Raw genomic sequence first — 23,878 nt, 5'->3', positions numbered from 1 at the left:
TCGCACACTCGACGTATGACCGTTCGCCGCATCTTCACCGTCGTCGGCGCCGCGCTGGCCGGCACCGTCAACGCCACCGACGACGCCGTCCCGCCGGCCGACCCGCGTGAGGTCCGGGCCCTGCTCACCGACGTCGGGCTGATCCGGGCCGGCGCGTTCGAGGCCGAGGTGCCGCAGGCCCTGCGCCGCTTCCAGGCCCGCGCCGGCCTGGTCGTCGACGGCTTCGCCGGCCCGCGCACCGTGCAGGCCCTGACCCGCTCCGCCCGCGAGGCCCGCCACCTGCGCTCGCTGGGCATGGCCGCCTAGGCGGCCACCGTTTCCTGGAGGTGCTGGAGACCGTCGGCGGTGCCGATCGTCTCGCGGTCCTCGGGGTGGTTGAGGTAGTGGTTGATCGCCTCGTGCAGGAACTCGCGGTCGACCGCGCTGGTCTGCACCTGGAGCGGGATGCGCTGCAGGTTCTTTTTGCGGCCGAAGCCGCGGCTGGTGACCAGCTCCGGCCACAGGATGCCGACCTTGCCGACCCCGAACACGGTCGGCAGCGGCCCGGACAATACCGCCTCCCACGGGATGTCGTGGGTGGTGGTGCCGTCGACGACGGTGAGCCCGTCGGCGCGCAGCGTCAGGCGCCCGGTGCCCCGGATGAGCGTCATGAGGCCGTATCCCGCCAGGAACACGAACGCGAGCATCGCCGCGAACATCATCCAGTTGTAGACACCCCAGTCGTCATCGTCGGCCAGCCACCCGAGCGCGACCCCGACCAGCGGGATCACCCCGGCGGCGGCGAACGCCAGCCGGAAGTACGACGGCGGCGCCTCGAACGCGCCCGGCCGCACCCGCAGGGTCCGCGGCTTGCGGGTCCGCCGGGTCACCATGAACCACGCGGCCAGGTTGCCCAGGAACAGCAGTTCCGTGAGCACCTGCGGCCAGAACTCGTCGTGCAGCAGCACGTTGATCGGCCACAGCACGACGCCGGCCCCACCGACAACCAGGTAATAGAGCCAGGCGTTGCGCCGCCGTAAGTTGTCATCCCCGTTCGCACTCTGTGACACCGTGCCACCTCCTATGCGCGGGAATCTAGCGGGTCGCCGGACCGGCCGCCGCCGCGAACTCGACACAGCCTAAGGGCAACCGGAGACGCTGCTCACCCGCCCCTCCTGGTGCGGAAACGCCCGTCTTTCCACGGGATTGCGCCGTTCGGCCCGCGATGTTCGCGAGCGTCCACCGGCCGGATTTGTCACAGCCGGGACGGGCCGGCCCCGGTCTAGGGTGGCGCTCATGGAGCCGCTGCCGACCACCGACGACCTGCTGCGGGCGATGACCGTCCTGGGCATCCCGGGCGACCCCGTGTACATCATGCGCGACCTCGACCCCGACAGCCGGCGCGCCCACCTCCTGGCCCACATCACGGCCGCGCTCACCGACCGCCAGGAATCCCTGGAGTCCCGGGCCGCCCTGTCCGTCGACGACCGCGCCGACCTGCACCACGCGGCCGACCGCGCCGCCGCCGGCCCCGCCGGCCTGGACCGGCTGCAGGCGGCCCGCCTGGCCTGGGTGCAGCACACCATGACCCGCAGCCGGGGCCGCCGCCCCGACCCGGTCGCGGACGCCGTCGTCACCACGCTCGGCGTGCTGGTGGAGCTGCTGTCCGCCGGCTACACCCCCGGCCCCGTGGCCGACGACGCGGTCCAGGCCCTGTGCGGCGCCGCCGGCCACCTGGCCGCGGTCCTACGCGCCCAGCCGGAGCCCGTGTGAACCCAGCCGCGGTGGCGGTGGACGTGGTCCGCCGGGGCACGGCCGAGCCGGAGACGTTCCGGCTGCGCCTGACCCAGACCTGGCTGCATGAACCGGACCACGGCTGGCGCTGCGCCGCCGGCCATGCGGGTCCTCGTCTTGCGGGTTGACCGGCGTGCCGGAGCAGGCCGGCCTCGCCTGACAGCACCGCGAGCCGGTGGATCGGGGCCGAGGGCCGTCTAGCGGCTCAGCCATTCGCTGAGCAGCGAGCGCTCCGCCGGGGTCAGGGTCGGCAGGGTCGGCGCCACGGCTTGGAAGGCTACGGCTACGGCGGTCGGGGTGTCTGACGGTACCGCCGCCACGTCGTTCAACATCACGGCCAGCACCGCGGTCAGCAGGTCGTCGGCCAGCGTGGGGTCGCGCAGCTCCGGGGGCGTCGAGAGGATCGTCAGCACCGCGCCCGTGCCGGCGGCCTGGATGAGCGCTACGGCGCGGTCCTCCGGCACGCGGAGGCGGCCGGCGGCGGCTATCCGGTGGACGCGGGCCCGCAGGACCTCGCGGCCGGCTTCGGCGGCCGGGGACGGGCGGGTGCGGGTGAGGTCGCTCATCAGGGTGTAGAGGGCGCCGTTGGCCAGGCCGAAGTCGATCTGGGTCCGCCAGCCGGCGCGGAGGTCCTCGACGGGGTCGGCCAGGGCCGGGGTCTTGGCCTTGTCCGCGACGTACACCGCCATGACGTGTTCGGCGACCGCGTCGAGCAGGGCGTCCTTGTCCTCGAAGAAGCGGTAGATCGTCGGGGCCTGCAGGCCGGCCTCCTGCGCGACCGCGCGGACGGTCACGGCGGCGGCGCCCTGCTCGCGCAAAAGGCGGGCGGCCACCTCGACGATCCGTGTCCTGGTCTGCTCCCGGCTCGCAGTCACCGGCCCATTCTGCATGTAACGACGGTAACAGCGACTTGCGAACAACGTTGCTAACGCTGTTAAGCTCAGACCATGAACAGTGATCTGATCATCGTGACGGGCGGGACCGGGCAGCTCGGGAGCCAGATCGTCGAGCGGCTCAAGGCGCGGGTGGCGGCCGGGCGGGTCGGGGTCAGCGTGCGCGATCCGCAGGCGGCCGGCATCCCCGGCGCGCGGCTGGGGGACTTCACCCGGCCCGAGACGCTCAAGGAGGCGTTCGCGGGGGCCGGGCAGGTGCTCATCGTGTCCACCAGCACTACCGGCGAGGCCGCGCTGACGCAGCACCGGGCCGCGATCGACGCCGCCCGGGACGCCGGGGTGGGGCGCATTCTGTACACCAGCCATCAGGGTGCGGGCCCGGACTCGCGGTTCGCGCCGATGCCCGACCACGCGGCCACCGAGGCCTACCTGGCGGCGAGCGGCACCCCGTGGACCGCGCTGCGCAACGGCTTCTACGCCAGCACCCTCGCGCACCTGCTGGGCCGGGCCGCGCAGACCGGCGAGCTGGTCGCACCGGCCGACGGGCCGGTGTCGTGGACCGCGCACGCCGACCTGGCCGAGGCGGCGGCCGCCATCCTGGCCGGCGGCGGCTTCGACGGGCCGACGGCCCCGCTGACCGCGCCCGAGGCCGTCGACCTCGCGGGGGTCGCGGCGATCGTCGGCGAGCTCACCGGCCGGGAGGTGCGGCGGGTGGTCGCCGACGACCAGGAGTGGGTCGACGGGCTGATCGCCCACGGTGTGCCGCAGGAGCAGGCGACGATGCTGCTCGGCATGTTCGAGGCGTCCCGCCGGGGCGAGTTCGCCACGACGGGACCGCTGCTCGAGGAGCTGATCGGGCGCCCCGCGACGCCGGTGCGCGAATACCTCAAGACCCTGCTCGGCTGAGCGCGGCCACCAGGTCGGCGATGATGTCCTCCGGCTCCTCCAGGCCCACGGAGAGCCGCAGCAGGGCCGGGTTGATGCCGGCGGCCGTGTCGCCGTGCGTGAACAGCAGGCTCACCGGGTGCGTGATCAAGGTTTCGGTGCCGCCCAGACTCACCGCGTTGCGGGCCAGCCGCGTGCCGCGCAGGACCGTGTTCGCGGCTTCGGCGGACGCGACCGTGAACGACAGCATGCCGCCGTAGCCGGCCATCTGGCGCCGGGCCAGCTCGTGCTGCGGGTGGCCGGGCAGGCCCGGGTAGTGCACGGCGGTCACGGCCGGGTGGGCGGCCAGGGCCTCGGCGACGGCCTGGCCGTTGGCGTTGTGCCGGGCCATCCGCAGCGGGAACGTGCGCAGGCCGCGCGCGAGCAGCCACGCCTCGAACGGGTGGCACGTGGGGCCGAGGACGCGGGCCGTGTCCCAGGCCCGGTCGATGAGCTCGCCGCGGCCGGTGAGGACCCCGGCGGTCACGTCGCTGTGCCCGTTGAGGTACTTCGTCGCCGACTGCACGACCAGGTCCACGCCCAGGTCGAGGGGCCGGGTGTTGTACGGGGAGGCGAACGTGTTGTCGACCACGAACAGCGCCCGGGGCGCGGCCGCGCGGACGGCGGCGAGGTCGGTCAGGACCATCGCCGGGTTGCTGGGCGTCTCGGCGTAGACCAGGTCGGTGGTGTCGTCGACGGCGTCCTGGAGGGTCTCCTGCGCTACCAGTGAGACATCGACGCCGAACGAGGGCAGGACGTCCCGCAGCAGCGTGAGGGCGGCCGTGTAGTGGTTGGTCTGGGCGACGACCCTGGTCCCGGCCCGGACGTTGGACAGCAGCGCCGCGCTGACCGCGGCCATCCCGCTGCCCAGCAGCAGTGCCCGTTCGGCGCCGTCGAGGTCGGCCAGGATGGCCTCGGCCTCGGCGGCGTTCGGGGAGCCGTAGCGGGTGTAGTAGCCGACGGGCGCCACGGCCTCCGCGATCTGGGCGGCCTCGGCGGTCCGCGGCAGCTCATAGGTGCTCGTCTGATAGACCGGCGTCGTCACCGGAACCCCGCCGGGCCGCGCGGGGACGTCGGGGTGCAGCAGCCGGGTCATGCTCGGGCGGATCTCCATATCCCTGAGTATCGCCTCCGGGGAATGCCCGATTTGCCACGTAGGCGAGCTTTCTTCGCTATGTTCCCTCCATGCGACATAGACGGATGACCGCGGTTCTCGGTGCCCTGCTGGCAGTGCCGATTTCGCTGGTACCGCAGCAGCCCGCCCACGCCACCGAGCGTCCGCAGACGGTGACCGTGCAGCCCGGCGACACCCTCTGGAACCTGTCGAGGCGCAACGGCACGACGGTCGAGGACCTGCAGCGCCTCAACAGCCTGGGGACCTCGACCCTGATCCGGATCGGTCAGACCCTCGTCCTGCACGACGACGCGGCGGCGATCCGGGCCCGCAAGACCGCGACCGCCATCGCGTTCGCGAAGGCCCAGGTGGGCAAGCCCTACAAGTTCGCCACCGCCGGCCCCGACACGTTCGACTGCTCCGGCCTGGTGATGAAGGCGTGGGAGGCGGCCGGCTATCAGCTCCCCCGCGTCACCTACGACCAGATCAAGGTCGGCGAGCGGGTGACCCGGGCCCAGCTGATCCCCGGCGACCTGGTGTTCACGAACAACGGCGGCCACGTGGAGCTGTACATCGGTGACGACACGGTCGTGAACGCCGGGCACACCGGCGTCTCCGTCCACCTGCAGGACCTGCCCCGCGAGGAGCAGATCGTCGCCTACGTCCACCTGACCGGCGTCTGACCCGCCCCGGGGTTCCCGCTGCTCCCGGAATATACTCGAACCACGAGTTTATTGGCTGGAGGCGGCATGCGACGGTTCGCGGCGGTACTGCTCGACATGGACGGCACCCTCGTCGACTCCGACGCGGCCGTCGAGCGGGCGTGGGAGCGGTGGGCGGCCGAGGCCGGGGTGCCGATCGCACAGCTGCGGCCGCTCATGCACGGCAACCCGGCCCCAACGACGATCCGGGCGGTCCGGCCCGGGTACCCGCCCGCGGCCGTCCTCGCGGCGGCCGCCCGGCAACTGGAGCTGCAGTACACCGACCTCGACGACGTCGTGGCCACCCCCGGCACCGAGCGGCTGCTGATCGCGCTCGAGGAGCTCGACCTGCCCTGGGCCGTGGTCACCAGCGCCGACCAGCGCCTGGCCCGGGCCCGCCTCGGCGCCGCCGGCATCACGCCGCCGCTGCTGGTGACGGTGGAGGAGACCGAGCGGGGCAAGCCCCACCCGGACCCGTACCTCGCCGCCGCCGCCCGCCTCGGCGTCGACCCGGCCGGCTGCCTGGTCGTCGAGGACTCCGAGCCGGGCATCGCCGCCGGCCGGGCCGCGGGCGGCACGGTCGCCGCCCTGCGCGGCCTCGAGGCCGACCTGCGCCTGACCGACCTCGGCGACCTGGCCGACCTCCTGCTGCGACCTGACCGTCAGCCGGGGTAGCGGACCAGCCAGACCGGCCGCTGCGGGTCGTCGTTGGCCACGACGACGTCGGCGTGGCCGGCCGGGTCGGCCCGGGCGAAGTACAGGCGCTGGGCCGGGATGTACCGCTCCCGCCAGCGCCGTTCGACGTCGGCCCGCGACGCCACCGCGCGCTCGCGCACGACGGCCCGGGCCACGGTCCGCTCGAGGTCGGTGGACACGAAGATCCGCAGGTCCCACCGGTCGAGCAGCTCCGGGCGCAGCAGGAAGACGCCGTCGAAGACCAGCACGGCGCCGGCCGGGGCGGTGGTGACCGGCGGGGCCAGCACCGTGTCCGTGGCGTGGTCGTAGACGGCGGGCCGGAAGCGCCGGTCGCCGCCCGGGCCGAGCGGGTCGAGCAGGACCCGGGTCAGCGCGGTGCGGTCGTGGGCGTCGAAGTAACAGCCCTCGGCGGAGTACTCGCCGCGCGGGTAGCGGCGGGCCCGCGGGACCAGGAAGTCGTCGATCGTCGCCCGGATCACGTCGCGGCCCTGACCGCGCAGGACGGCGGCGAGCTCGTCGGCGAGGGTGGTCTTGCCGGCGGCGGGCGCCCCGTCGACGGCGACCCGGACCGGGTGCGCGACGGCGACCGCCTGGACCGCCGCGGCCAGGGCGGCGAGGAGTTCGTCACGCGCGCCCATACACGGCCTCCGCGACGACGAGGTCCTGCCAGGCCAGGCCGGAGCCCTTGAACAGGACCGGCCCGGCCGCGACCGGGCGGGGCCGGTGCATCGGGGTGAGGCGGTCCGCGGGCAGGCCGGCCTGGATGAGGTCGCCGCACTCGCGCAGGGCGGTGGCGACGTCCTCGACGATGACGGTGGCGCGGTGGCACAGGGCGGCGTCGACCTCCCGGGCGTCCGGCTCGTGGGAGCCGACGGCGATGACGACCACGTCGTCGCGCAGGACCCGGGAGTCGAACAGCGGGGTGCGGGCCGTGGTGGCGCACACGACGACGTCGGCCGTGGCGAGGGCGGCCGGGACGCCGGTCGTGACGCCGGGCCGGGCGGTGCGGCCGACGATGTCCACAGTGGAGAGCTCGGCCACGGCGGCCAGGGTGTCACGGTGGCCGCGGCCCTGCGGCCCGGCGCCGAAGACGACGACGCGCAAGGGGCGCGGTCGGAGGTACGGGCGGACGGCGGCGATCGAGACGGCCGGGGTGCGCCGGGTCGTGAGGGCGGCGCCGTCGAACAGGGCGACCGGCCGCAGCGTGTCCCCGTCGAACAGGACGTAGACCGCGTTGACCGTCGGCAGGCCCTTGGCGGCGTTGGCGGGGGCGACCGTGGCCAGCTTCACGCCGACGCTCGCCGGGGACGTGGCCGGCATCAGCAGCAACTGTCCTTTGGGGACGGTGACGGGCACGCGCGGTACCCCCGCCGCCGGATCCAAGCCGTTGAGTAATGCCCGTTCGATGGCCTCGACCGCGTCGGCGGGCGGCAGGAGCCGGTTGATGGTGGCCGCGTCGAACCAGGGGATCGTCATCGCAGCACGAACCCCGGGGTCATCGGGTCGCCGGGGTCGACGGTGAAGCGGTGCTCGCCGGTCGGGTAGGCCATGCCGGTGACGATCGGGATGACCGTGCCGCCGGGGCCGGGGGTGGCGGTCGCGGTGAAGCGGGAGCCGACGATCGAGTCGTGGACGAGGGTGTCGCCCGGCCGCATCACGCCGGCCGCGGTGAGGGTGGCGACGCGGGCGGCGGTGCCGGAGCCGCACGGGGAGCGGTCCAGTTCGCCGTCGGCGAAGATGGTGACGTTGCGCTGGTGCAGTGGGCTCAGGGTCTCGTAGAGGATCGTGCCGTACACCCCGGAAAGCCGCTCGTCGATCGGGTGCTTCGAGACCGGGTCGTCGGCGAGTGCCCGCTTGACCTTCCGGCCGAACGCGATCAGCGTCTGGTGCCGTCCGGGCGTGACGGTGAGCCCGACCGTCGCCACGTCCAGCTGCGCGTAGATGGCCCCGCCGAAGCTGATGTCGACGAACATCCCGCCGATCGTTCTCGTCGCGATGTGGTATGACGGCACGCTCACGAAATCGACGGCCGTGACGTTGCCGCCGGCCGTGTGCACCCGCGCGACGACCCGGCCCGACGGCACGTCGATGGGCACGTCCGTGACGCCGTCGTCGGGCGCGTCGACCAGCCCTGACCGCACGGCCCACACCCCGAGCGCGATCGTGCCGTGCCCGCACGCCGTCGAGAACCCGTCCTTGTGCCAGAACAGGACACCGAAGCGCGCGCCGTCGTCGTTCGGGGGCACGATGAAGCCGCCGTACATGTCGGCGTGCCCGCGCGGCTCGAAGCACAGCAGCCGCCGCAGCCCGTCGACGTCCGGGTCGTCGATGGCGAACATCCGGCGCTCGGCGACCGTGCGCCCGCGGATGGCGACGGGCGGCTCCGGCACGATCCGGAACGGCTCCCCGCCGGTGTGGTAGTCGACGGTACGAATCTCCATGCGTCCATTCTCAGCCCGGCCACAGCGCCCGGTACGAGGATGGGGGCATGACGGGGGTCCTGGACAGACCGGCGTTCCTGCTCGTGGCCGTGTCGAGGCCGTGGTTCTGGCCGGTGTCGTGGGTGCCGGCCTACCTGGGGACCGTCCTCGCTTCGCACACGTGGCTCCCGGCCCGCCCCGACGTGCCGCGTTCCCTGCTCGCACTGCTGGTCCTGGGCCCGCTCATCTGGGGCGCCGTCCTCGCCCAGAACGACCTGCACGACCTGCCCAGCGACCGGGCCAACCCGAGGAAGGCCGGCGCGCCCCTCGTCACGGGCCGACTGACCGCCAAGAGCCTCCGGATGTGGTACCGCCTGATCGCCGCCGCCTCCGTGGGTACCGCCGGCTTCGTCGGCCCGCTGTTCGTCCTCGGCGTCGCCGGGGTCCTCGCGCTCGGCTGGGCCTACAGTGTCCCGCCGCTGCGCCTGAAGACCCGCCCCGGCTGGGACGTCGCGGTGAACGCGGTCGTCGTCGGGGTCGTGTCCCCGGCCGCCGGGTGGGCCGTCACCCGCCCGCCGTGGGAGTTCCCGTGGCCGTTCGCCGCGATCGGCCTGCTGTTCGCGGCCGCCCTGTACATCCCGACGACGGTGACGGATCTGGCCGCGGACGTGAGCGCGGGGTACACGACGTTCGCCGTACGGTACGGCCCCCGCTTCGCCTTCTGGACCGGTGTCGTGCTGTGGGCCGCGGCCCTCGCGATCTCGCTGGGGTGCGCCGCCCTGGACGTCCTGGTCCCGCGCGAGACTTTGGTGCCGCAGCTGTGCCTGGCCCCGGTCCTGGTCGCCGCCTACGCCGCGCTGACCCGGCGCCCGTCGATCTTCCGCCTGGCGCTGCTGTCGGTCCTGTTCGGCGTCCCGACAGCAGGCTTCGCCCTGGCCTACATCGGCGGCGGGCCACCGGCCCCCGTCTGACCGATGGAGCCTCCTGCCGACTGCCACGCACCCACAGCGACCGTGGTTCAACGAAGCGTGTGGGAGGATCGCGCGGTGACGACGTGGGAGTATCGGTACATCGACCTGTACCGGGGTGACGGGCGGGACATCCAGGACGCGTTCGACGAGTTCACCGCCGAGATGCGCCGGGCCGGGGCCGAGGGCTGGGAGGCGGTCGGCGAGGTCAACGTGCAGGCCGGTCGGCCGGGGCGCTCGGACCTGGCGTCGCTGCGGACCGTGCTCATGAAACGCGCCAAGGGCTGACCGGTCACGGGATCGCCGGCCGGACGACCCACACGACCACGGCGGCCATGGCCATCGCCACGACCGTCAGCGGGAACGCCAGGGGTAGCGCGGGGACACGACACTCACCGCCACGAGCGGGCCGCGGTGGCGCCGGTGCTCGGGGCGGATCGACAGGGTCATGCGGCGACGGTAGCCGGGGGCTACCAGGTCATATTGAGTTCCTTCTGATAGTTGACATAGCCGGCGCGGGCGAACGCGGCCGCCATCGGGCCGTTGCCGACGTCGGTGCTGGCCCGGATCCGCGGGGCGTCCTGCTCGGCCAGGACGCGGGTTCCCTCGGCCAGGATCGCGTCGATGTATCCGTGCCCGCGGTGCTCGGGCAGGACCGCGAGGTACGCGATGATCGGCCCGTAGTCGTTGCGCGCGGGAAACACAAAACCGATCGGTTCCCCGCCGGGCAGCATGGCCACCCGCCACCACGACTGCGGGCTGGGCCAGCGTTCGAGCTCGCCGTGGAAGTGCTCCGCGGCGACTTCCCGGGGCGTCATCCGGTCGAGGTCGGCCCGGTTGTGCGCGTCGAGCGTCCCGGCGACGGCCCGGGTCATGAGCGCGACCGCTTCCTCAGTGCTCGCGAATGGCCGGAACTCGATCCCGCCGGACGGCTGTATCGCGGTCCCGGGCCGCCATTCGAGCCGCAGCCGTTCGACCAGCAGGTGCGCGCCGAGATTTTCCAGGACGCGCACGATCGACGGTACCCCCGCCGGATCCTGACCCCAGTCGGGCGCGACATATCGCACGAACTCCGGCGGTTTCTCTCCCGCCGGCACGATCGCTTCGAGGGCCTTTGTGACAAGCGTTTCGGCGGTACCGCTCTCACCCGGCGCGAAATCCAGGAAGTCCATGAGGTAGGGCCCGGCCGCGCCGCCGCGGGCCCACCACCCGGCCCGGGCGAGAACCTCGTCCCCCCGGGTGGCGATCCAGAGCCAGGATTCCCGCCGCCGCCCGGTGGTCAGATCGTCGGCGACTTCGCCGTCGAGGTCGTAGGAAAATCGCAGGAAGAGTGGAAGCTCCTCAGGCCCGCCGATGGGCCGAAAGGTGACATGCATGTTGAGCCGCTCCAATGTGAGGTGCGCGAACTGCGAACATGGCAGATCCCTCCCTTCCAGCGATCCCTCGTCGCCGCCCGCATTCCTACCCTGCCCCCCACCCACCCGCAACGGATTAACCGAGCCCCGGCGGGCGAAACGGCTCAGCTGGTCTGGATGCGCACGACGACCTCGGCGTCGGTGACCTTCTGGACCGAGATGTCGAAGCCGTTGGCCTGGGTGCTGCCGTCGACGGGGACGCTGACGACGGTGCCGCCGACGTCGAGCTTCACCTGGCCGTTCTCGACGCCTTCGAGTTTGACGTCGACGCCGAGCACGGAGGACTCGGCGTCCACGCCGCGGTCGAACGTGACGGTGCAGGCGTTGGTGGTGCAGTCGACGTTGTCGGTGCTGCAGGCGGTCAGCCCGCCGAGTCCGAGCACCACGGCGGCGGTGACCGCGGCGAACCTACGGGTCAGAGTCGTCATGTGTGTCGAGTCTACCGACCGGGCGCAATCCGGCCGCCGTGCGCGGCCGCCGGCCGCGCGGGTCCGTCACGCCGGCGGGTCCTCGCCGACCAGGCCGTCGACGGCCTCGCGGAGGAGGTCGGCGTGCCCGACGTGGCGGGCGTACTCGTCGTGCAGGTCGATCAGGATGCGGCGCAGGTTCGGGGACTCGCCCGAGTCCCACCGCGTGTACTCGGCGGGGCGGTCCAGCGCGGCCTCGCCGTGCAGGACCTCGGCCATGGCGGCGCGGGAGCGGGTGACGGCCGCCTCCCACAGCGAGTACAACTGCCGCGGTTCGTCGTTGACCGCGCTCCGCCACACCCAGCCGGGGTCGGCGAGGGCCTCCGGGGCGTCGAGGGGCGGGCCGGGCGGGCGGCCGGTGAAGTCGATGGTGTAGCGCTCCTCGACCGCGGCCAGGTGTTTGAGCAGCCCGCCCAGGGTCATCGCGGACGGCGGGAGCTGGCGGGACAGGGCCGCCCGGTCGAGGCCGCCGGTCTTCCAGGCGAACTGGGCGCGGGATCGTTCGAGGGCGAACAGGAGGAGTTCGGTCTCGCCGGCGTCGGGCTTCGGTTCGTACATGCCTGGCACCCTAGGACCTATTCCGGACGGAACGCTTCCGGAATGATGAACCCCGTGGAATCCCCCGTCGCGCGAGCGCTCGTCACCCTCGAGCTGCTGCAGAGCACTCCGGGGATCACGGCCGAGCGGATCGGGGCCCGGCTCGGCGTGTCGGAGCGGGCGGCCCGCCGATACGTGGCGATCCTGCGCGAGGCCGGCATCCCCATCGAGTCGGTGCGGGGGCCCTATGGCGGGTACCACGTCGGGCGGGGTCAACGGCCGCCGCCCCTGCTGTTCACCGCGACCGAGGCGCTCGGCCTGGTCATGGCCGTCCTCGACAGCCGGCCCGACGCCACCATCGACAGCGCCCTGGGCAAGCTCATCCGGACCCTCCCGGAGCCGATCGGTACCCAGGCGGAGGCCGTCCGCCGCTCCGCCGCCGCCGGGCAGTCAGCTGGACATTCCCCCGCCCGGGCCGACCCGCAGACGACGGCGACCCTCGTCCAGGCGTGCACGGAGCGGCGCCGGGTCCGGCTGCGCTACCGGCCCGAGTCCGGTGCGGTGTTCACCACCGACGCCGACCCGTGGTCCGTCGTGGTCCGCTTCGGCCGCTGGTACCTCCTCTGCCGGTCCCACCGCGCCGGTGCCCGCCGCGCCTACCGGGTCGACCGCATCCGGTCCGTGGACGTCCTGCACACCACGTTCGAGCCCCCACCGCCCTTCGACCCCCTGGCCGCCCTGGAGGAGCAGCTCGCCACCGGCTGGGACTACGCGGTGAACGTCCTGGTCGAGGCCCCGTACGCCGCGGCCGCCGAACGGGTCCCGCGCTCCCTCGGCCGGCTGGAACCCGCGGGGACGTCACGATGCCGGCTGATCGCCACGACCGGCGACCCGAACTGGTACGCCCAGCAGCTGGCCGCGTTCCCCGTGCCGATCCACGTCGAGGGCGGCCCCGAGCTGCGCGCGGCCGTGGCGGCGATCGGCCGCCGGCTGTCCCAGGCCGCTATCGCAGCCGGCGGCGCTCCAGATACCACATGAGCAGCCCGGCCACCGCGATCCCCGTGGCCGCCAGATACAGGATGGTCAAGGGCCAGGCGTGCGGCCGGATCAGCAGCCCGGCCTCGAGCAGGAACAGCGCCCCGAACGTGGCCACCGACGACCGGCGCCAGGCCTCCCCGCTCTGCCGGGCCGGTCGCCAGGCCCGGCTGCGCACCCACAGGACCAGCGCCACCACGATGACCGCCAGCCCAGTCAGGCTCAGACCGATCCCGATCCAGTCACGCATGTGTATGTCTTACCGCATCGGCACCGATCCCGTCATGTTTGACATGCCGCCGATGTCAGGGCATGTACGGCGGTGCGACGCCCCAGCCCCACTTCGGCACCGGCGCCTCGGTGACGGGCCGCGCGTCCGGCTGGGAGTTGGCGACGGCCAGGCGGGTGCCCCACTCCAGGTAGCCGACGAACGCGGCCCGGAACTCGGGGTCGTCCGGCAGCCCGACCTCGTCGGCGGCGTCTACGATCAGGCTCAGCCAGCGCCGCCGCTGCGGCTCGGTGAGGGCGCGGCCGAGGTGTTTGCGCAGCATGTGCGGGTAGCCGCCGCGCTGCTCGGTGTAGGCCGCCGGCCCGCCGAACACCTCGCCCAGCCACATCGCCACGAACCGCGGGTGCTCGGCGTCCATGTGCGCGAACACCGGCGCGAGCACGTCATCGACGCGGACCTGGCGGTAGAACGCCTCGCACAGCCGCTCGAACGCCGCGCTGCCACCGGCCCACTCGTACAGGCTCGGAATACCGTTGTCGTCAGCCACGGTTCGAGCTGATCATGTAGCGGGTGGCTGCGACAAGTACGCACCTTTCGGTGCGTCGGGGGAGGTGTGCCGGTGAAGCGATACCACTGCCCGGTCGAACTGGCCGTCGACATCATCGGCGGCAAGTGGCGCCCGGTCGTCCTGGCCCATTTGAAGGAAGGCATCCATCGGTACGGTGAATTGCGCCGCCTGATGCCGGACGTCACCGAGAAGATGCTCACCCAGCGGCTGCGGGAGCTGGAGGCGGACGGCCTCATCTCCCGCCGCGACCTCGGCACGAACCCGCCGCACGTGGAGTACGCCCTGACCGACGAGGGCCGCTCCCTGGCCCCGGTCCTGCAGGCGCTCTACGACTGGGGCGCCGCCCGCGCCGAACGCACCGGCACGGCCATCCAGGCGCCCACAGCATGAGGTCCCTGCACCCGAGGGCCCTGCGAACCGGCGATCTCGTCGTCATCGCGGCGCTGTCCGGCCCGCTGCACGCGCAGTACGAGCCCGGCCTCGACCACGCCGTCACCGTCCTGCGGGACATGGGCTTCCGCGTCCGCCGCTCCCCGCTCCTCGAGGCCGGCCAGCACCATTGGTGGCTGGCGGCCCGGCCGGAGACGATCGCCGCCGAGCTCAACGGCCTGCTGCGCGACCCCGAGGTCCGCGCGATCATCGCGCACGACGGCGGCCAGGCGGTGCTCGGCTACCTCGACCTGATCGACTACGCCGCGATCACCGCCGACCCCAAGCCCATCCTCGGGTACAGCGACATCTCCCTGCTGCACCTGGCGCTGCACGCCCGCACCGGCCTCGTCGGCTTCCACGCGGACCTGGCCACTCCGGGCCTGGGCACGGCCTGGCCGGCCGCCACCGCCGAGCGCCGGACGGCACTCGAACGGCTCTACCGTACCCTGCTGACCGAGGAAAAACCGATCGGTTTCCTACCGTCGACCCCGACCTGGGAGTGCTGGCGCCCGGGCCGCGCCGAGGGCCGCCTCATCGGCGGCGTGATCAACCGCATCGCCCTGGTCCAGGCGACGCCCTACGCCCCACCGGCCGAGGCGTTCGACGGCGCCATCCTGTTCTGGGAGGAGCTCGGCGGCCAGGCCTCATACGTGTGGAGCTACCTGCACGTCCTGCGCCACGCCGGCATCCTCGACCGCATCGCCGGCATGGTCGTGGGCATCCCGGCCGCGATCGAAGGCCTGGGCACCCGGGCGACCGGACTCCCGGCCCTGTCCGACATCGTCCTCGACGCGCTCGGCGACCGGGACATCCCGGTGCTCGGCAACGTCGAGTTCGGCCACGCCGGCCCCAACCTCCCCATGCCGCTGGGCCTCCGCGCCGCCCTCGACGCCGAAGCCCGGACCCTGTCCCTCCTCGAACCCGCGGTCAGGGCCTAGCAATCCCTTCGCCCACGCCGGACTCGACGTGAAGGAGCCTCCTCGGTGGATGCCGCGAGTGGTCTCAGCGGCGGGGTCGTCGCGCTCACCCTCGGTGCCGCGGTGCTGCACGCGGCCTGGAACGCGGTCGCGCACGGGGTCCGGGATCGGCTGGTCGGGTTCGCGTTGATGGGCGTGGCCGACGTCGCCGCCGGTGGGGTGGCGGTGCTGGTGCTCGGGTGGCCGCCGGCCGGAGCCTGGCCCTACGTCATCGCCTCGGCCGGGCTGCACGTGGTCTACGTGCTGCTGTTGTGGGCCAGCTACGAGCTCGGGGACTTCAGCCAGGCGTATCCGCTGGCCCGCGGCAGCGCGCCGTGGCTGGTCGCGGTGATCGTGCTGGTGCTCGGGCACCGGATGCCGTGGGTGCAGGCGGCCGGGATCGTGGTGATCACCGCCGGGCTGCTCGGCCTGGCGTTCGTCGGTGGGGTGCGGCGCGGGCGGGCGGTGATCGGGGCGGCCCTCGCGACCGGGGTGGCGATCGCGGGGTACACGGTCGTCGACGCGGCCGCGGTCGCCGTCACGCCCGTGCCGGTGTACGCGGCGTGGCTGTTCCTGTTGCAGGGCCCCGTGCTGCCGGTGATCGCGCTCGTGCGGCGGAAGGGCAAGCTCGTCGAGCAGGCGCGGGGGCTCTGGGCGGCGGGGATCGGCGGCGGCCTGGTCTCCATCGCCGCCTACGGGCTCGTGCTCGTCGCGCAGACCAGCGGGGCCACGGCCGCGATCGCGGCGCTGCGCGAGTGCAGCATCGTGATCGGGGCGCTCATCGGGGCCGCGTTCCTCGGTGAGGACCTGGGGCGGCGGCGGGCGATCGCGGCGGCCGTCGTCGCGGCCGGCATCGTGCTGGTGAGTCTGTAGACGCTGAGCGGGGCCGGACGCGTCCGGCCCCGCTCAGCACGAGGACCTCAGGCGCGGGTCCACTTCTGGTTGGCGGCGCCGGTGCAGTCCCACAGTTGCAGCTGGGAGCCGTTGGCGGTGCCGTGGCCGGCCACGTCGACGCAGCGGTTCGCGGCGATGTTCACCAGGTCACCGGCGGCTGAGAGGGTGAACTTCTGCGCGTTCGTGCCATTGCAGGTGTACAGCTGGATCGCGGTGCCGTTCGCCGTCCCCGCGGCGGCGGCGTCCATGCACTTGCCGAGGGCCCGCACGGTGCCGTCCGAGCCGATCGTCCACTGCTGCGCGCCCGTGCCGTTGCAGTCGTAGACCTGCAGGCGGACACCGTCGGCGGGGTTGGCGCCGGGGATGTCGATGCAGCGGCCGCTCTCCGTCCCGCGCAGGGCGTTGCCGCCCGGCGGGGGAGTGGTGCTCGACGTGCTCACGTGGACGTAGTCGACGAGCATCCGGTTGACGGACGGGGTGCTGCCGTCGGGGCTGCCGGGGAACGGGCCGCCCACGGCCAGGTTGAGGATGATGAAGAACGGATGGTCGTAGACCCACGGGTTGCCGCGGGTGCTGGCCGGGGTGGCGCGGAAGTACTCCGAGCCGTCGATCGTCCAGATGATCAGGTTGGGCGACCAGTCGACAGCGAACGTATGGTAGGCGTTGCCGAGGGGCTGGCCGATGTTACGGGTGCCGCCGACCGCGTTGCCGCCGGAGTAGCCGGGGCCGTGGATGGTGCCGTAGACCGTGTTCGGGTCCCGGCCGACGTTCTCCATGATGTCGATCTCGCCGTCGTTCGGCCAGTTGCCGCCGCCCAGCATCCAGAACGCGGGCCACAGGCCGTTGCCCTTCGGGACCTGGATGCGGGCCTCGATGTGGCCGTACTGCTGGGTGAACTTCCCGGCCGTCTGGATGCGCCCGGAGGTCCACTGGCACGTGCCGTACCAGCAGGTGCGCCCGCCGCTCTCGCGCCGGGCCTCGATGACCAGGTGGCCCTGGCCGTCCTGGAACACGTTGCTGGTACCGCTGTTGTAGTACTCGAGCTCGGAGTTGCCGAAGCCGCCGCCCCCGGTGTCGAAGTTCCACTTCGAGGCGTCGACGCCCTGACCGCTGGCGCCGCTGAAGTCCTCGTTCCACACGACGGCGGCCTGCGCGGCGGTGGGTGCCGCCGCGACGATCAGGCCGGTCGCGGCGATCGTCGCCATCAGCGCGGCGGACGCCAGTGACCTGAGTCTGCGCATCTGCTTACCTCCCCAGGCGGATTTGTGAGGTTACTTAACAGATCCATCGGAGGCTATGGCTTGTCCGGCCGTGCGTCAATATATGACTTGAACTAAGACACGCATTGACAACTAATAGTTAACTTTCCTATCGTCGGCGGCACCTTTACCCGAGGAGCCCCTATGCGACGATCCGCCCTCGCCGCCGCGGCGATCGCGGCGGTCACGGCCGCCGCCGGCCTGGCCGTTGTCCTGGCCGCCCAGCCCGCCGCCAACGCCGCCACCCTGCCCAACGGCTTCCGCAGCATCGGCTACATGCCGTCGTGGGCCGGCAGCGCCACCGCCATCCAGTACAACAAGCTGACCCACGTCAACTACGCGTTCGTGCTGCCCAACAGCAACGGCAGCCTCGGCGGGCTGGACAACCCGTCGAAGCTGCAGCAGATCGTGTCCCTCGGCCACGCCGCCGGCACCAAGGTCTCGATCTCGATCGGCGGCTGGAACGACGGCAACGACTCCGCGTTCGAGGCCCTGGCCGGCAACGCGACCGCCCGCACGGCGTTCGTCAACAACGTCGTCAACCTGATCAACCAGTACAACCTCGACGGTGTCGACATCGACTGGGAGTACCCCGACCCCGGCACCTCCGGCAACAACTACACCGCGCTCATGTCGCAGCTGAGCACCGCGATGCACAGCCGCGGCAAGCTGCTCACCGCGGCCGTCGTCTCCGAGGGCGGCACCGCCAGCGGCGTCCAGCCGGCCGTCTTCGGCTACGTCGACTGGCTCAACATCATGACCTACGACGGCGGCAGCCCGCACGCGAACTACGACTGGTCCGTCGCCGCCGTCAACTTCTGGAAGGGCCGTGGCCTGCCGGCGAACAAGGCCGTCATCGGCGTGCCGGTGTACTCCCGCCCCAGCTACGTCACCTACGCCGACCTCGTGGCCCGCGACCCGGCCAACGCCAACCGCGACTGCGTCACCGTCAACGGCGTGAACGAGTGCTACAACGGCCTGGGCACGGTCCGGCGCAAGACGAGCTGGGCCATGGCCAACGGCGGCGGCATCATGTTCTGGGAGCTGTCCCAGGACGCGACGGGCGCCAACTCGCTCATCAACGCGGCCTACGAGACCGCGACCGGCGGCGTCGGCCCGACCACCCCGCCGCCGACCGGCCGCACGGGCCGCATCACGGGCCTGGCGTCGAAGTGCATCGACGTGGCCGCCGCGTCGTCGGCGAACGGTGCCGCGATTCAGCTGTACACCTGCAACGGCACGAACGCGCAGACCTGGACGGTCGCCACGGACGGCACCCTGCGCGCCCTCGGCAAGTGCCTGGACATCACCGCGGCCGGCACCGCCAACGGCACCAAGATCCAGCTCTACGACTGCAACGGCACCGGCGCCCAGAAATGGACGTACAACACCGCCGACAGCACCCTGCGCAACCCCACCTCGGGCCGCTGCCTGGACGTGAGCGACAACAGCTCCGCCGACGGCGCGCGCCTGCAGATCTGGGACTGCTTCGCCGGCGCCAACCAGCGCTGGGTCCTCCCGTAGCCCACCGCGGCCGCCGTGCGTCCCGGCTGACGAGCTCCACCGCAGCCACACCCACGGCGGCCGCGCCCCGCCGCCCGACCAGCCATGCGCGCAATCCTGCAAATACCCCGTCAGGCGAAAATCCGAAGCAGGTCGCCGCGCAGTTGGCGAAGGCGGAGGGCGTTGCGGCACCCCGGCTGGAGGGGCACCGCGATGTGCGCTCGGCCGATGGGAACTACCGGAGTAGCTTTGGCTGCGACCGTTCTTTGGTTGCCCGATCGGTGGCTGGGGTTCGTAGTTCGCCGGCGGGTCCGTCGTGGTCACTATTCGGTGGTAACGGCGCGGGGGCGCCTGCGGCGACAAGGGCGGATCTGGTTCGTTGGTGGCTGGTTTTTGGGCGCCTTTGGCGGCTTTCGGCCAGAAATCACGCATCTATCACCGACGAATCGCAATGCTTTTTCGCCGTAGGCGCCGCGAATCGTTACCACCGAATGGTGACCACGGCGGGCCGCGCAGCGACAGGCGGACCGCCACCAGACAAACCGCGACCAGACCATGGTCGTAACCAAAGCTGTTCCGGTAGTGACCATCGGCCGAGCGCACATCGCGGTGCCCCTCCGAGCGGGGTGCAACAGCGAGCGCGGTGCGGCCGGTTACAGCGTCAAGCGTCCTGCCCGACCAGGGTGCGGACGCGGGCGGCGCCCAGGGACAGGAGCAGGGTGGGCAGGCGGGGGCCGGACTCGCGGCCGACCAGGAGGCGGTAGAGCAGCGAGAAGAACTCGCGCTGGGCGACCTTCAGCTCCGGGGTCGGCTTGGTGTCCATGGGCAGGCCCAGGCGGATCTTCGGGACGCCGTAGACCAGGCTGGTGAGGCCTTCGAGGGACCACTGGTCGTCGAGGCGCTGCGCGAGCAGTACCAATGCTGCCTTCTGCTCTTCGTCCAGGGAGGCGAGCAGATCCTTGTCCGGCTCGGTGCGCACGTGGGTGCGCGACTCGTCGGGGACGTAGGTGGTGACCCAGCGTACCGCGCAGTCGAGGCGGGGGCGGACGTCGTCGAGGGTGACGACCGGGTTGGCGGGGTCGATGTCGCTGAGGATGCGCAGCATCTGGTCCGGGTCGCCGACGGTGATGTCGGCGACCGAGGCGAGCATCCGGTATGGCAGCGGGCGCGGGGTCACCGGGAGCGGGCCGGCGGCGGTGCCGACCGCGCGGTGGTAGGCGGCGGCGTCGGCGGGTGCGGCGGTGCCCTCGCCGACCTTGCGGCCGAGGGTGTCCCACTCGTCGTACATGCGCTGGATCTCGTCGTCGAACGCGATCTTGAACGCCTGGTTGGGGCGGCGGCGGCTGTAGAGCCAGCGCAGCAGCGGCGCCTCCATGACGGTGAGCGCGTCGCCGGGGACCGGGACGCCGCCGCGGGAGCTGCTCATCTTGGCCTGGCCGGCGATGGCGACGAACGCGTACATGGGGCCGATCGGGGCCTTGGCGCCGAAGACCTCGGCGACGAGCTGGGTGCCGACGACGAACGACGAGCCGGGGGAGGTGTGGTCGACGCCGGACGGCTCGAAGTGGACGCCCTCGTAGGACCAGCGCATCGGCCAGTCGACCTTCCACACCAGCTTGCCGTGGCGGTGCTCGCGCAGCAGCACGGTCGCGCCGTGGCCGTAGGAGCACGTGTAGGTCAGCTCGGTGGTGTCGTCGTCGTAGGCGGTGACGGTCGTCGTGTCGCGGTTGCAGACGGCGCAGTAGGGCCGGTAGGGGTAGTAGCCGGTGGCGCCCTCGCCGTCCTCGTCGTTCTCCTCCGGGGCGATCTTCGTGCGGTACTTCCCGAGCACGGCGTCGATGTGGTTGCGCTCGCGCATGGCCAGGAGGATCTGCTCGACATAGGCGCCGGAGGCGTACATCTCGGTCTGGCTGATCCCGCGGTAGCGCACGCCGAGCTCCTCGAGGGAGGCCGCCATGGCCGCCTTGAAGTGCTCGCCCCAGCTGCCGTAGGGGCTGCCGGGCGGCGGCGGGACGCTGGTCAGCGGGCGGCCGATGTGCTCGGCCCAGGACTCGTCGACGCCCTCGATGCCGGCCGGGACCTTGCGGAACCGGTCGAAGTCGTCCCACGACAGGATGTGCACGACGTCGTGGCCGCGGCGGCGGATCTCGTCGGCGACCAGGTGCGGGGTCATGACCTCGCGGAGGTTGCCGAGGTGGATGGGGCCGGAGGGGCTCAGGCCGGACGCGCAGACGATGGGCTTGCCCTCTTCGCGGTCCTTCGCGGCCTCGATGACCTCGTCGGCGAAGCGGGCTACCCAGTCGTCAGCGATACTGTGCGTCACCCGTTTATTCTGGCCGACCCGCTCCAGCCATTTTTATTCGGCCCCCGACTCCCGCAGCAATGTCGAGATGCGGGACATGAGCTCGCTCGGCTCGAACGGCTTCACCAGGTAGTCGTCGGCGCCCGCGGCGAAGCCGGTGCTCACGTCCAGCCACTGGCCGTGCGAGGTGAGCATCAGCACCGGCATCTGCTCGGTGTCGGCGGTCTCGCGCAGGGCCCGGCAGACCTCGAGGCCGTTGATGCCGGGCATGCTGACGTCGAGGATGGCCAGGTCCGGGTGTTCGCGGCGGGCCGTGTCGAGGGCGCTGCCGCCGTCCGCGCAGGCGAGGACCTGGTGGCCGGACGTGTCGAGCAGGAACGTCAGCAGGTCGCGGATGGCCAGGTCGTCCTCGGCCACCAGAACGGTCGACATCCGCATCCTCCCCGTACCGATCTCCGTCAACCCACTATATGAACAAATCCGGTCAAATACCGTTGAGCCGTGCATTCGGGGCGGTGGTACGTGCCGATCGCGCTGGCCGCGGTCGTGCTCCTGCTCGGGCTGCTCGCGACCGCCGGCGTGAGCGCGGTACTGATCCAGAAGGAGCGGCGCTCGGCCGCCCAGGCGATGGACCGGCAGGTCGACCTGGCCCAGGCCGCGGTGGGCGGGGAGGTCCAGCGGTACCTCGACACGATCGACAACCTGGCCGCCGCCCTCGGCTCCCACGACCTGATCACGCAGGCGGCGTTCGACCGGGCCACCGCCCGCGTGCCGGGCGAGAACCTGGCCGGCTCCACCGCGGTGGTCTACGTGGTGCCCCAGGAAACCCACTATCTCGCCGTCTACGGCCGGCAATTGGACGGACGGGAGCCGGCCGCCACAACCATGGATTTCGCGGGGGTACCGGAGATCGCCGACGTGCTCAGCGAGTCCCGGAGCCTGGGCGGCGCCGCGGTGTCGACGGCCGCCGTCGACGCGCAGGGCCGCCGCACCCTCAACCTGGCCACGCCGGTGCTCGCCCCGGACGGGACGCTGCGCGGGTTTGTGCTGCTGGGGCTGCGGGGGCCGGAGTTCTTCGGCGGTGCCATCGGCACGGTCGTGCACCCGCGGGTCACGGCGACACTCTCGGCGGCCCAGGAGGGCGGGGGGTTGCTGCCGCTCGCGACAGTACACCCGACGGCTCCTGGAACGGACGCGCTCGTGCGCACCGCCGATGTCAGCATCGCGCAGCGGCAGTGGCGGCTGAAACTGGCGGCCGACCCCCGGGAACTGCCCGGCGCGTACACCGACCGCCCGCTCGTCGCCGCGGCCGCCGGGGTCCTGCTGAGCGTGCTGGTCGCGGTCCTCGTCCACGTCCTGGGCTCCCGCCGGGCCAAGGCCCTGGACCTGGTGGGGGAGGCGACCCGGGACCTGCGCGCGGCCGGCGCCGAGGTCCGCGACCAGGCCGCTCTGCAGCAGGCGATCCTGCAGAGCGTCAGCGAGGGCGTCACCGTCGTCGGCGAGGACGGCCGCATCCTGCTGCAGAACCCGGCCGCCCGGCAGCTGCTCGGTGCCGCCGGCGACGCGGTCGCCCTGGCCGAGTGGCCCGCGCACTACGGCGTCTACCGGCCCGACCGGGTGACCCCGTTCCCGGCCGCCGACCTGCCGCTGGTGCGGGCCCTGGCCGGCGAGCCGGTGGACCGGGCCGAGATGGTGATCCGCAACCCGACCCACCCCGACGGCATCGTGGTCAGCGTCAGCGCCCGCCCCCTGGACCGGACCCGCGGCGGTCCCCGCGGCGCCGTCGCCGTCCTGCACGACGTCACCGCGCTGCGCCGCTACGAGACCGAGCTGGCGCAGTTCGCGGCGGTGGTGGCGCACGACCTGAAGAGCCCGCTGACCGCCGTGCACGGATTCGCGGCGGTGGCGGCCGACGCGGTGTCCTCCACGCCGCCCCGCGCCGAGACCGCCACGGCCGCGCTGCAGCGGGTCCGGCAGGGCGCGACCCGGATGCGGGAGATCATCGACGACCTCCTCGCGTACACCACCGCCCGGGACGCACCGCTGGACGTGGCCGACGTCGACCTGGTCGCACTGGTCGAGTCCGTGGTGGCCGAGCGCACCGCGCCCCGCCCGGTCGCGTTCCTGTCCCCCGCGGTCCTGGACGTGACCCCGCCGGCGCCGTCGGTGCGGATCGGCCCGCTGCCGCCCGTCCGCGCCGACCCCGGCCTGCTCCGCCTGGTCGTGGACAACCTGGTCGGCAACGCCGTCAAGTACACCCCGGCCGGCATGGCACCCCAGGTGGAGATCTCGGCCGCGGCCGTCCCCGGCGGCGTACGCCTCGTCGTCGCCGACCGTGGCATCGGCATCCCGGACGACGAGAAGGGCCGGGTGTTCGAGTCGTTCCACCGGGCCCGCCCCCTCGACTACGGCGGCACCGGCCTGGGCCTGGCGATCTGCCGGCGGATCGTGGAGCGCCACGGCGGCTCGATCACGGTCGAGGACAACCCCGGCGGGGGTACTCGGTTCAGCGTCCTGCTCCCCGGCGTCGCCGACGACCGGCACCGGCAGCAGCGCCCCTCGCCCGCCGCGCCCGCGCCCGCCGCGCCCGCGCCCGCCGCGCCCGCGCCAGCCGCGCCCGCGCCCGCGGTGCCGGGGTCCGGGTCCGCGCCGGCGGTGCGGGAGGCCGAGCCTGCGACGGCAGTGCGGGAGGCTGCGTCCGCGCGTGACGGTGTCGTGGTTGCGGCCAACCATAAAGTGAAATGAACTCTTATTTAAGACGATTGACATCGAGGGCGTCCGATCGAAGGATC

The 23,878-nt window shown here is 72.6% G+C and carries 28 protein-coding genes; 14 read left to right on the top strand and 14 right to left on the bottom strand.

Features of this window, described 5'->3' with window-relative positions:
* Positions 1 to 15 precede the first annotated feature (15 nt).
* Entirely contained in the window at positions 16 to 306 is a 291-nt protein-coding gene (locus ACIA8L_RS20930) for a peptidoglycan-binding protein (protein WP_395906860.1), read from the top strand.
* Here the strand turns inward: ACIA8L_RS20930 and ACIA8L_RS20925 are convergent.
* The gene (locus tag ACIA8L_RS20925) at positions 303 to 1,049 is read right to left on the bottom strand and encodes a hypothetical protein (protein WP_395906858.1); all 747 of its coding nucleotides are present in this window, start codon (positions 1,047 to 1,049) and stop codon (positions 303 to 305) included. The two genes, ACIA8L_RS20930 and ACIA8L_RS20925, sit on opposite strands and share 4 nt — an antisense overlap.
* A 226-nt stretch (positions 1,050 to 1,275) precedes the next feature.
* Here ACIA8L_RS20925 and ACIA8L_RS20920 point away from each other — a divergent pair, with 226 nt between their 5' ends.
* Together ACIA8L_RS20920 and ACIA8L_RS20915 are read left to right on the top strand one after the other, a co-directional pair.
* Entirely contained in the window at positions 1,276 to 1,752 is a 477-nt protein-coding gene (locus tag ACIA8L_RS20920; protein WP_395906856.1) for a hypothetical protein, read from the top strand.
* The gene (locus tag ACIA8L_RS20915) at positions 1,749 to 1,901 is read left to right on the top strand and encodes a hypothetical protein (RefSeq protein ID WP_395906854.1); all 153 of its coding nucleotides are present in this window, start codon (positions 1,749 to 1,751) and stop codon (positions 1,899 to 1,901) included. Before ACIA8L_RS20920 ends, ACIA8L_RS20915 begins: the two co-directional genes overlap by 4 nt.
* Positions 1,902 to 1,970: 69 nt before the next feature.
* Here ACIA8L_RS20915 and ACIA8L_RS20910 read toward each other — a convergent pair whose 3' ends face one another.
* Entirely contained in the window at positions 1,971 to 2,648 is a 678-nt protein-coding gene (locus ACIA8L_RS20910; RefSeq protein WP_395906852.1) for a TetR/AcrR family transcriptional regulator, read from the bottom strand.
* Between the two features lie 72 nt (positions 2,649 to 2,720).
* Here ACIA8L_RS20910 and ACIA8L_RS20905 point away from each other — a divergent pair, with 72 nt between their 5' ends.
* Entirely contained in the window at positions 2,721 to 3,572 is an 852-nt protein-coding gene (locus ACIA8L_RS20905; protein WP_395906850.1) for an NAD(P)H-binding protein, read from the top strand.
* Here ACIA8L_RS20905 and ACIA8L_RS20900 read toward each other — a convergent pair.
* Positions 3,553 to 4,704, bottom strand: coding sequence for a trans-sulfuration enzyme family protein (locus ACIA8L_RS20900; protein ID WP_395906848.1), 1,152 nt, complete (start codon positions 4,702 to 4,704; stop codon positions 3,553 to 3,555). The genes ACIA8L_RS20905 and ACIA8L_RS20900 overlap by 20 nt on opposite strands.
* A 71-nt stretch (positions 4,705 to 4,775) precedes the next feature.
* On the opposite strand from ACIA8L_RS20900, the gene ACIA8L_RS20895 reads away from it, so the two are divergent.
* Both ACIA8L_RS20895 and ACIA8L_RS20890 read left to right on the top strand, forming a co-directional pair.
* Positions 4,776 to 5,387 carry an NlpC/P60 family protein gene (locus ACIA8L_RS20895; protein ID WP_395906846.1) on the top strand — a complete coding sequence of 204 codons (612 nt, stop codon included), beginning with the start codon at positions 4,776 to 4,778 and terminating at the stop codon, positions 5,385 to 5,387.
* Between the two features lie 66 nt (positions 5,388 to 5,453).
* A complete protein-coding gene (locus ACIA8L_RS20890) occupies positions 5,454 to 6,080 on the top strand; it encodes an HAD family hydrolase (protein ID WP_395906844.1) in 627 nt (208 codons plus the stop codon).
* On the opposite strand, the gene ACIA8L_RS20885 is transcribed toward ACIA8L_RS20890, so the two are convergent.
* From ACIA8L_RS20885 to ACIA8L_RS20875, 3 genes are read right to left on the bottom strand one after another with little or no spacing between them, the layout of a single operon-like run.
* Positions 6,068 to 6,739, bottom strand: coding sequence for a cytidylate kinase family protein (locus ACIA8L_RS20885; protein WP_395906842.1), 672 nt, complete (start codon positions 6,737 to 6,739; stop codon positions 6,068 to 6,070). The two genes, ACIA8L_RS20890 and ACIA8L_RS20885, sit on opposite strands and share 13 nt — an antisense overlap.
* A complete protein-coding gene (locus ACIA8L_RS20880) occupies positions 6,726 to 7,577 on the bottom strand; it encodes an ornithine cyclodeaminase family protein (RefSeq protein ID WP_395906840.1) in 852 nt (283 codons plus the stop codon). The genes ACIA8L_RS20885 and ACIA8L_RS20880 overlap by 14 nt, the downstream gene beginning before the upstream one ends.
* Entirely contained in the window at positions 7,574 to 8,542 is a 969-nt protein-coding gene (locus ACIA8L_RS20875; protein ID WP_395906838.1) for a proline racemase family protein, read from the bottom strand. The genes ACIA8L_RS20880 and ACIA8L_RS20875 overlap by 4 nt, the downstream gene beginning before the upstream one ends.
* Before the next feature lie 47 nt (positions 8,543 to 8,589).
* Here ACIA8L_RS20875 and ACIA8L_RS20870 point away from each other — a divergent pair, with 47 nt between their 5' ends.
* On the top strand, positions 8,590 to 9,492 hold the full coding sequence (locus ACIA8L_RS20870; RefSeq protein ID WP_395906836.1) for a UbiA prenyltransferase family protein: 903 nt from the start codon (positions 8,590 to 8,592) through the stop codon (positions 9,490 to 9,492).
* Positions 9,493 to 9,567: 75 nt separating this feature from the next.
* The gene (locus tag ACIA8L_RS20865) at positions 9,568 to 9,777 is read left to right on the top strand and encodes a hypothetical protein (protein WP_395906834.1); all 210 of its coding nucleotides are present in this window, start codon (positions 9,568 to 9,570) and stop codon (positions 9,775 to 9,777) included.
* A 182-nt stretch (positions 9,778 to 9,959) separates the two neighbouring features.
* On the opposite strand, the gene ACIA8L_RS20860 is transcribed toward ACIA8L_RS20865, so the two are convergent.
* The 3 genes from ACIA8L_RS20860 to ACIA8L_RS20850 form a co-directional block, all read right to left on the bottom strand.
* Positions 9,960 to 10,865 (bottom strand): GNAT family N-acetyltransferase, encoded by a 906-nt coding sequence (locus ACIA8L_RS20860; protein ID WP_395906832.1) that lies wholly within the window; start codon positions 10,863 to 10,865, stop codon positions 9,960 to 9,962.
* Positions 10,866 to 11,008: 143 nt separating this feature from the next.
* Positions 11,009 to 11,332, bottom strand: a complete 324-nt coding sequence (locus tag ACIA8L_RS20855; protein ID WP_395906831.1) for a hypothetical protein — start codon at positions 11,330 to 11,332, stop codon at positions 11,009 to 11,011.
* A gap of 66 nt (positions 11,333 to 11,398) precedes the next feature.
* Positions 11,399 to 11,929 (bottom strand): DUF664 domain-containing protein, encoded by a 531-nt coding sequence (locus tag ACIA8L_RS20850; protein ID WP_395906829.1) that lies wholly within the window; start codon positions 11,927 to 11,929, stop codon positions 11,399 to 11,401.
* Positions 11,930 to 11,974: 45 nt separating this feature from the next.
* Here ACIA8L_RS20850 and ACIA8L_RS20845 point away from each other — a divergent pair, with 45 nt between their 5' ends.
* Positions 11,975 to 12,946, top strand: a complete 972-nt coding sequence (locus ACIA8L_RS20845) for a helix-turn-helix transcriptional regulator (RefSeq protein ID WP_395908046.1) — start codon at positions 11,975 to 11,977, stop codon at positions 12,944 to 12,946.
* On the opposite strand, the gene ACIA8L_RS20840 is transcribed toward ACIA8L_RS20845, so the two are convergent.
* Positions 12,912 to 13,193, bottom strand: a complete 282-nt coding sequence (locus ACIA8L_RS20840; protein ID WP_395906827.1) for a hypothetical protein — start codon at positions 13,191 to 13,193, stop codon at positions 12,912 to 12,914. The two genes, ACIA8L_RS20845 and ACIA8L_RS20840, sit on opposite strands and share 35 nt — an antisense overlap.
* A 55-nt stretch (positions 13,194 to 13,248) precedes the next feature.
* Positions 13,249 to 13,719 (bottom strand): group II truncated hemoglobin, encoded by a 471-nt coding sequence (locus tag ACIA8L_RS20835; RefSeq protein ID WP_395906825.1) that lies wholly within the window; start codon positions 13,717 to 13,719, stop codon positions 13,249 to 13,251.
* A gap of 72 nt (positions 13,720 to 13,791) precedes the next feature.
* On the opposite strand from ACIA8L_RS20835, the gene ACIA8L_RS20830 reads away from it, so the two are divergent.
* The 3 genes from ACIA8L_RS20830 to ACIA8L_RS20820 are packed head-to-tail and all read left to right on the top strand — an operon-like array spanning position 13,792 to position 16,001.
* The gene (locus tag ACIA8L_RS20830; RefSeq protein ID WP_395906823.1) at positions 13,792 to 14,130 is read left to right on the top strand and encodes a winged helix-turn-helix transcriptional regulator; all 339 of its coding nucleotides are present in this window, start codon (positions 13,792 to 13,794) and stop codon (positions 14,128 to 14,130) included.
* A complete protein-coding gene (locus tag ACIA8L_RS20825) occupies positions 14,127 to 15,110 on the top strand; it encodes an LD-carboxypeptidase (RefSeq protein ID WP_395906821.1) in 984 nt (327 codons plus the stop codon). Before ACIA8L_RS20830 ends, ACIA8L_RS20825 begins: the two co-directional genes overlap by 4 nt.
* Before the next feature lie 45 nt (positions 15,111 to 15,155).
* Positions 15,156 to 16,001, top strand: a complete 846-nt coding sequence (locus tag ACIA8L_RS20820; RefSeq protein ID WP_395906819.1) for an EamA family transporter — start codon at positions 15,156 to 15,158, stop codon at positions 15,999 to 16,001.
* Between the two features lie 47 nt (positions 16,002 to 16,048).
* On the opposite strand, the gene ACIA8L_RS20815 is transcribed toward ACIA8L_RS20820, so the two are convergent.
* A complete protein-coding gene (locus ACIA8L_RS20815; RefSeq protein WP_395906817.1) occupies positions 16,049 to 17,263 on the bottom strand; it encodes a ricin-type beta-trefoil lectin domain protein in 1,215 nt (404 codons plus the stop codon).
* Between the two features lie 162 nt (positions 17,264 to 17,425).
* Between ACIA8L_RS20815 and ACIA8L_RS20810 the strand changes: the two genes are divergently transcribed.
* A complete protein-coding gene (locus tag ACIA8L_RS20810) occupies positions 17,426 to 18,805 on the top strand; it encodes a glycosyl hydrolase family 18 protein (protein WP_395906815.1) in 1,380 nt (459 codons plus the stop codon).
* Positions 18,806 to 19,445: 640 nt separating this feature from the next.
* Here ACIA8L_RS20810 and lysS read toward each other — a convergent pair.
* Entirely contained in the window at positions 19,446 to 21,107 is a 1,662-nt protein-coding gene (lysS, locus tag ACIA8L_RS20805; RefSeq protein ID WP_395906813.1) for a lysine--tRNA ligase, read from the bottom strand.
* A 33-nt stretch (positions 21,108 to 21,140) separates the two neighbouring features.
* A complete protein-coding gene (locus ACIA8L_RS20800) occupies positions 21,141 to 21,518 on the bottom strand; it encodes a response regulator transcription factor (protein WP_395906811.1) in 378 nt (125 codons plus the stop codon).
* Positions 21,519 to 21,587: 69 nt separating this feature from the next.
* On the opposite strand from ACIA8L_RS20800, the gene ACIA8L_RS20795 reads away from it, so the two are divergent.
* A complete protein-coding gene (locus ACIA8L_RS20795; RefSeq protein WP_395906809.1) occupies positions 21,588 to 23,831 on the top strand; it encodes an ATP-binding protein in 2,244 nt (747 codons plus the stop codon).
* Positions 23,832 to 23,878: the final 47 nt, after the last annotated feature.

This window comes from Dactylosporangium sp. NPDC051541, assembly GCF_044454505.1.
Lineage (GTDB): Bacteria > Actinomycetota > Actinomycetes > Mycobacteriales > Micromonosporaceae > Dactylosporangium.
This window is presented reverse-complemented; position numbering and strand designations above follow the sequence as displayed.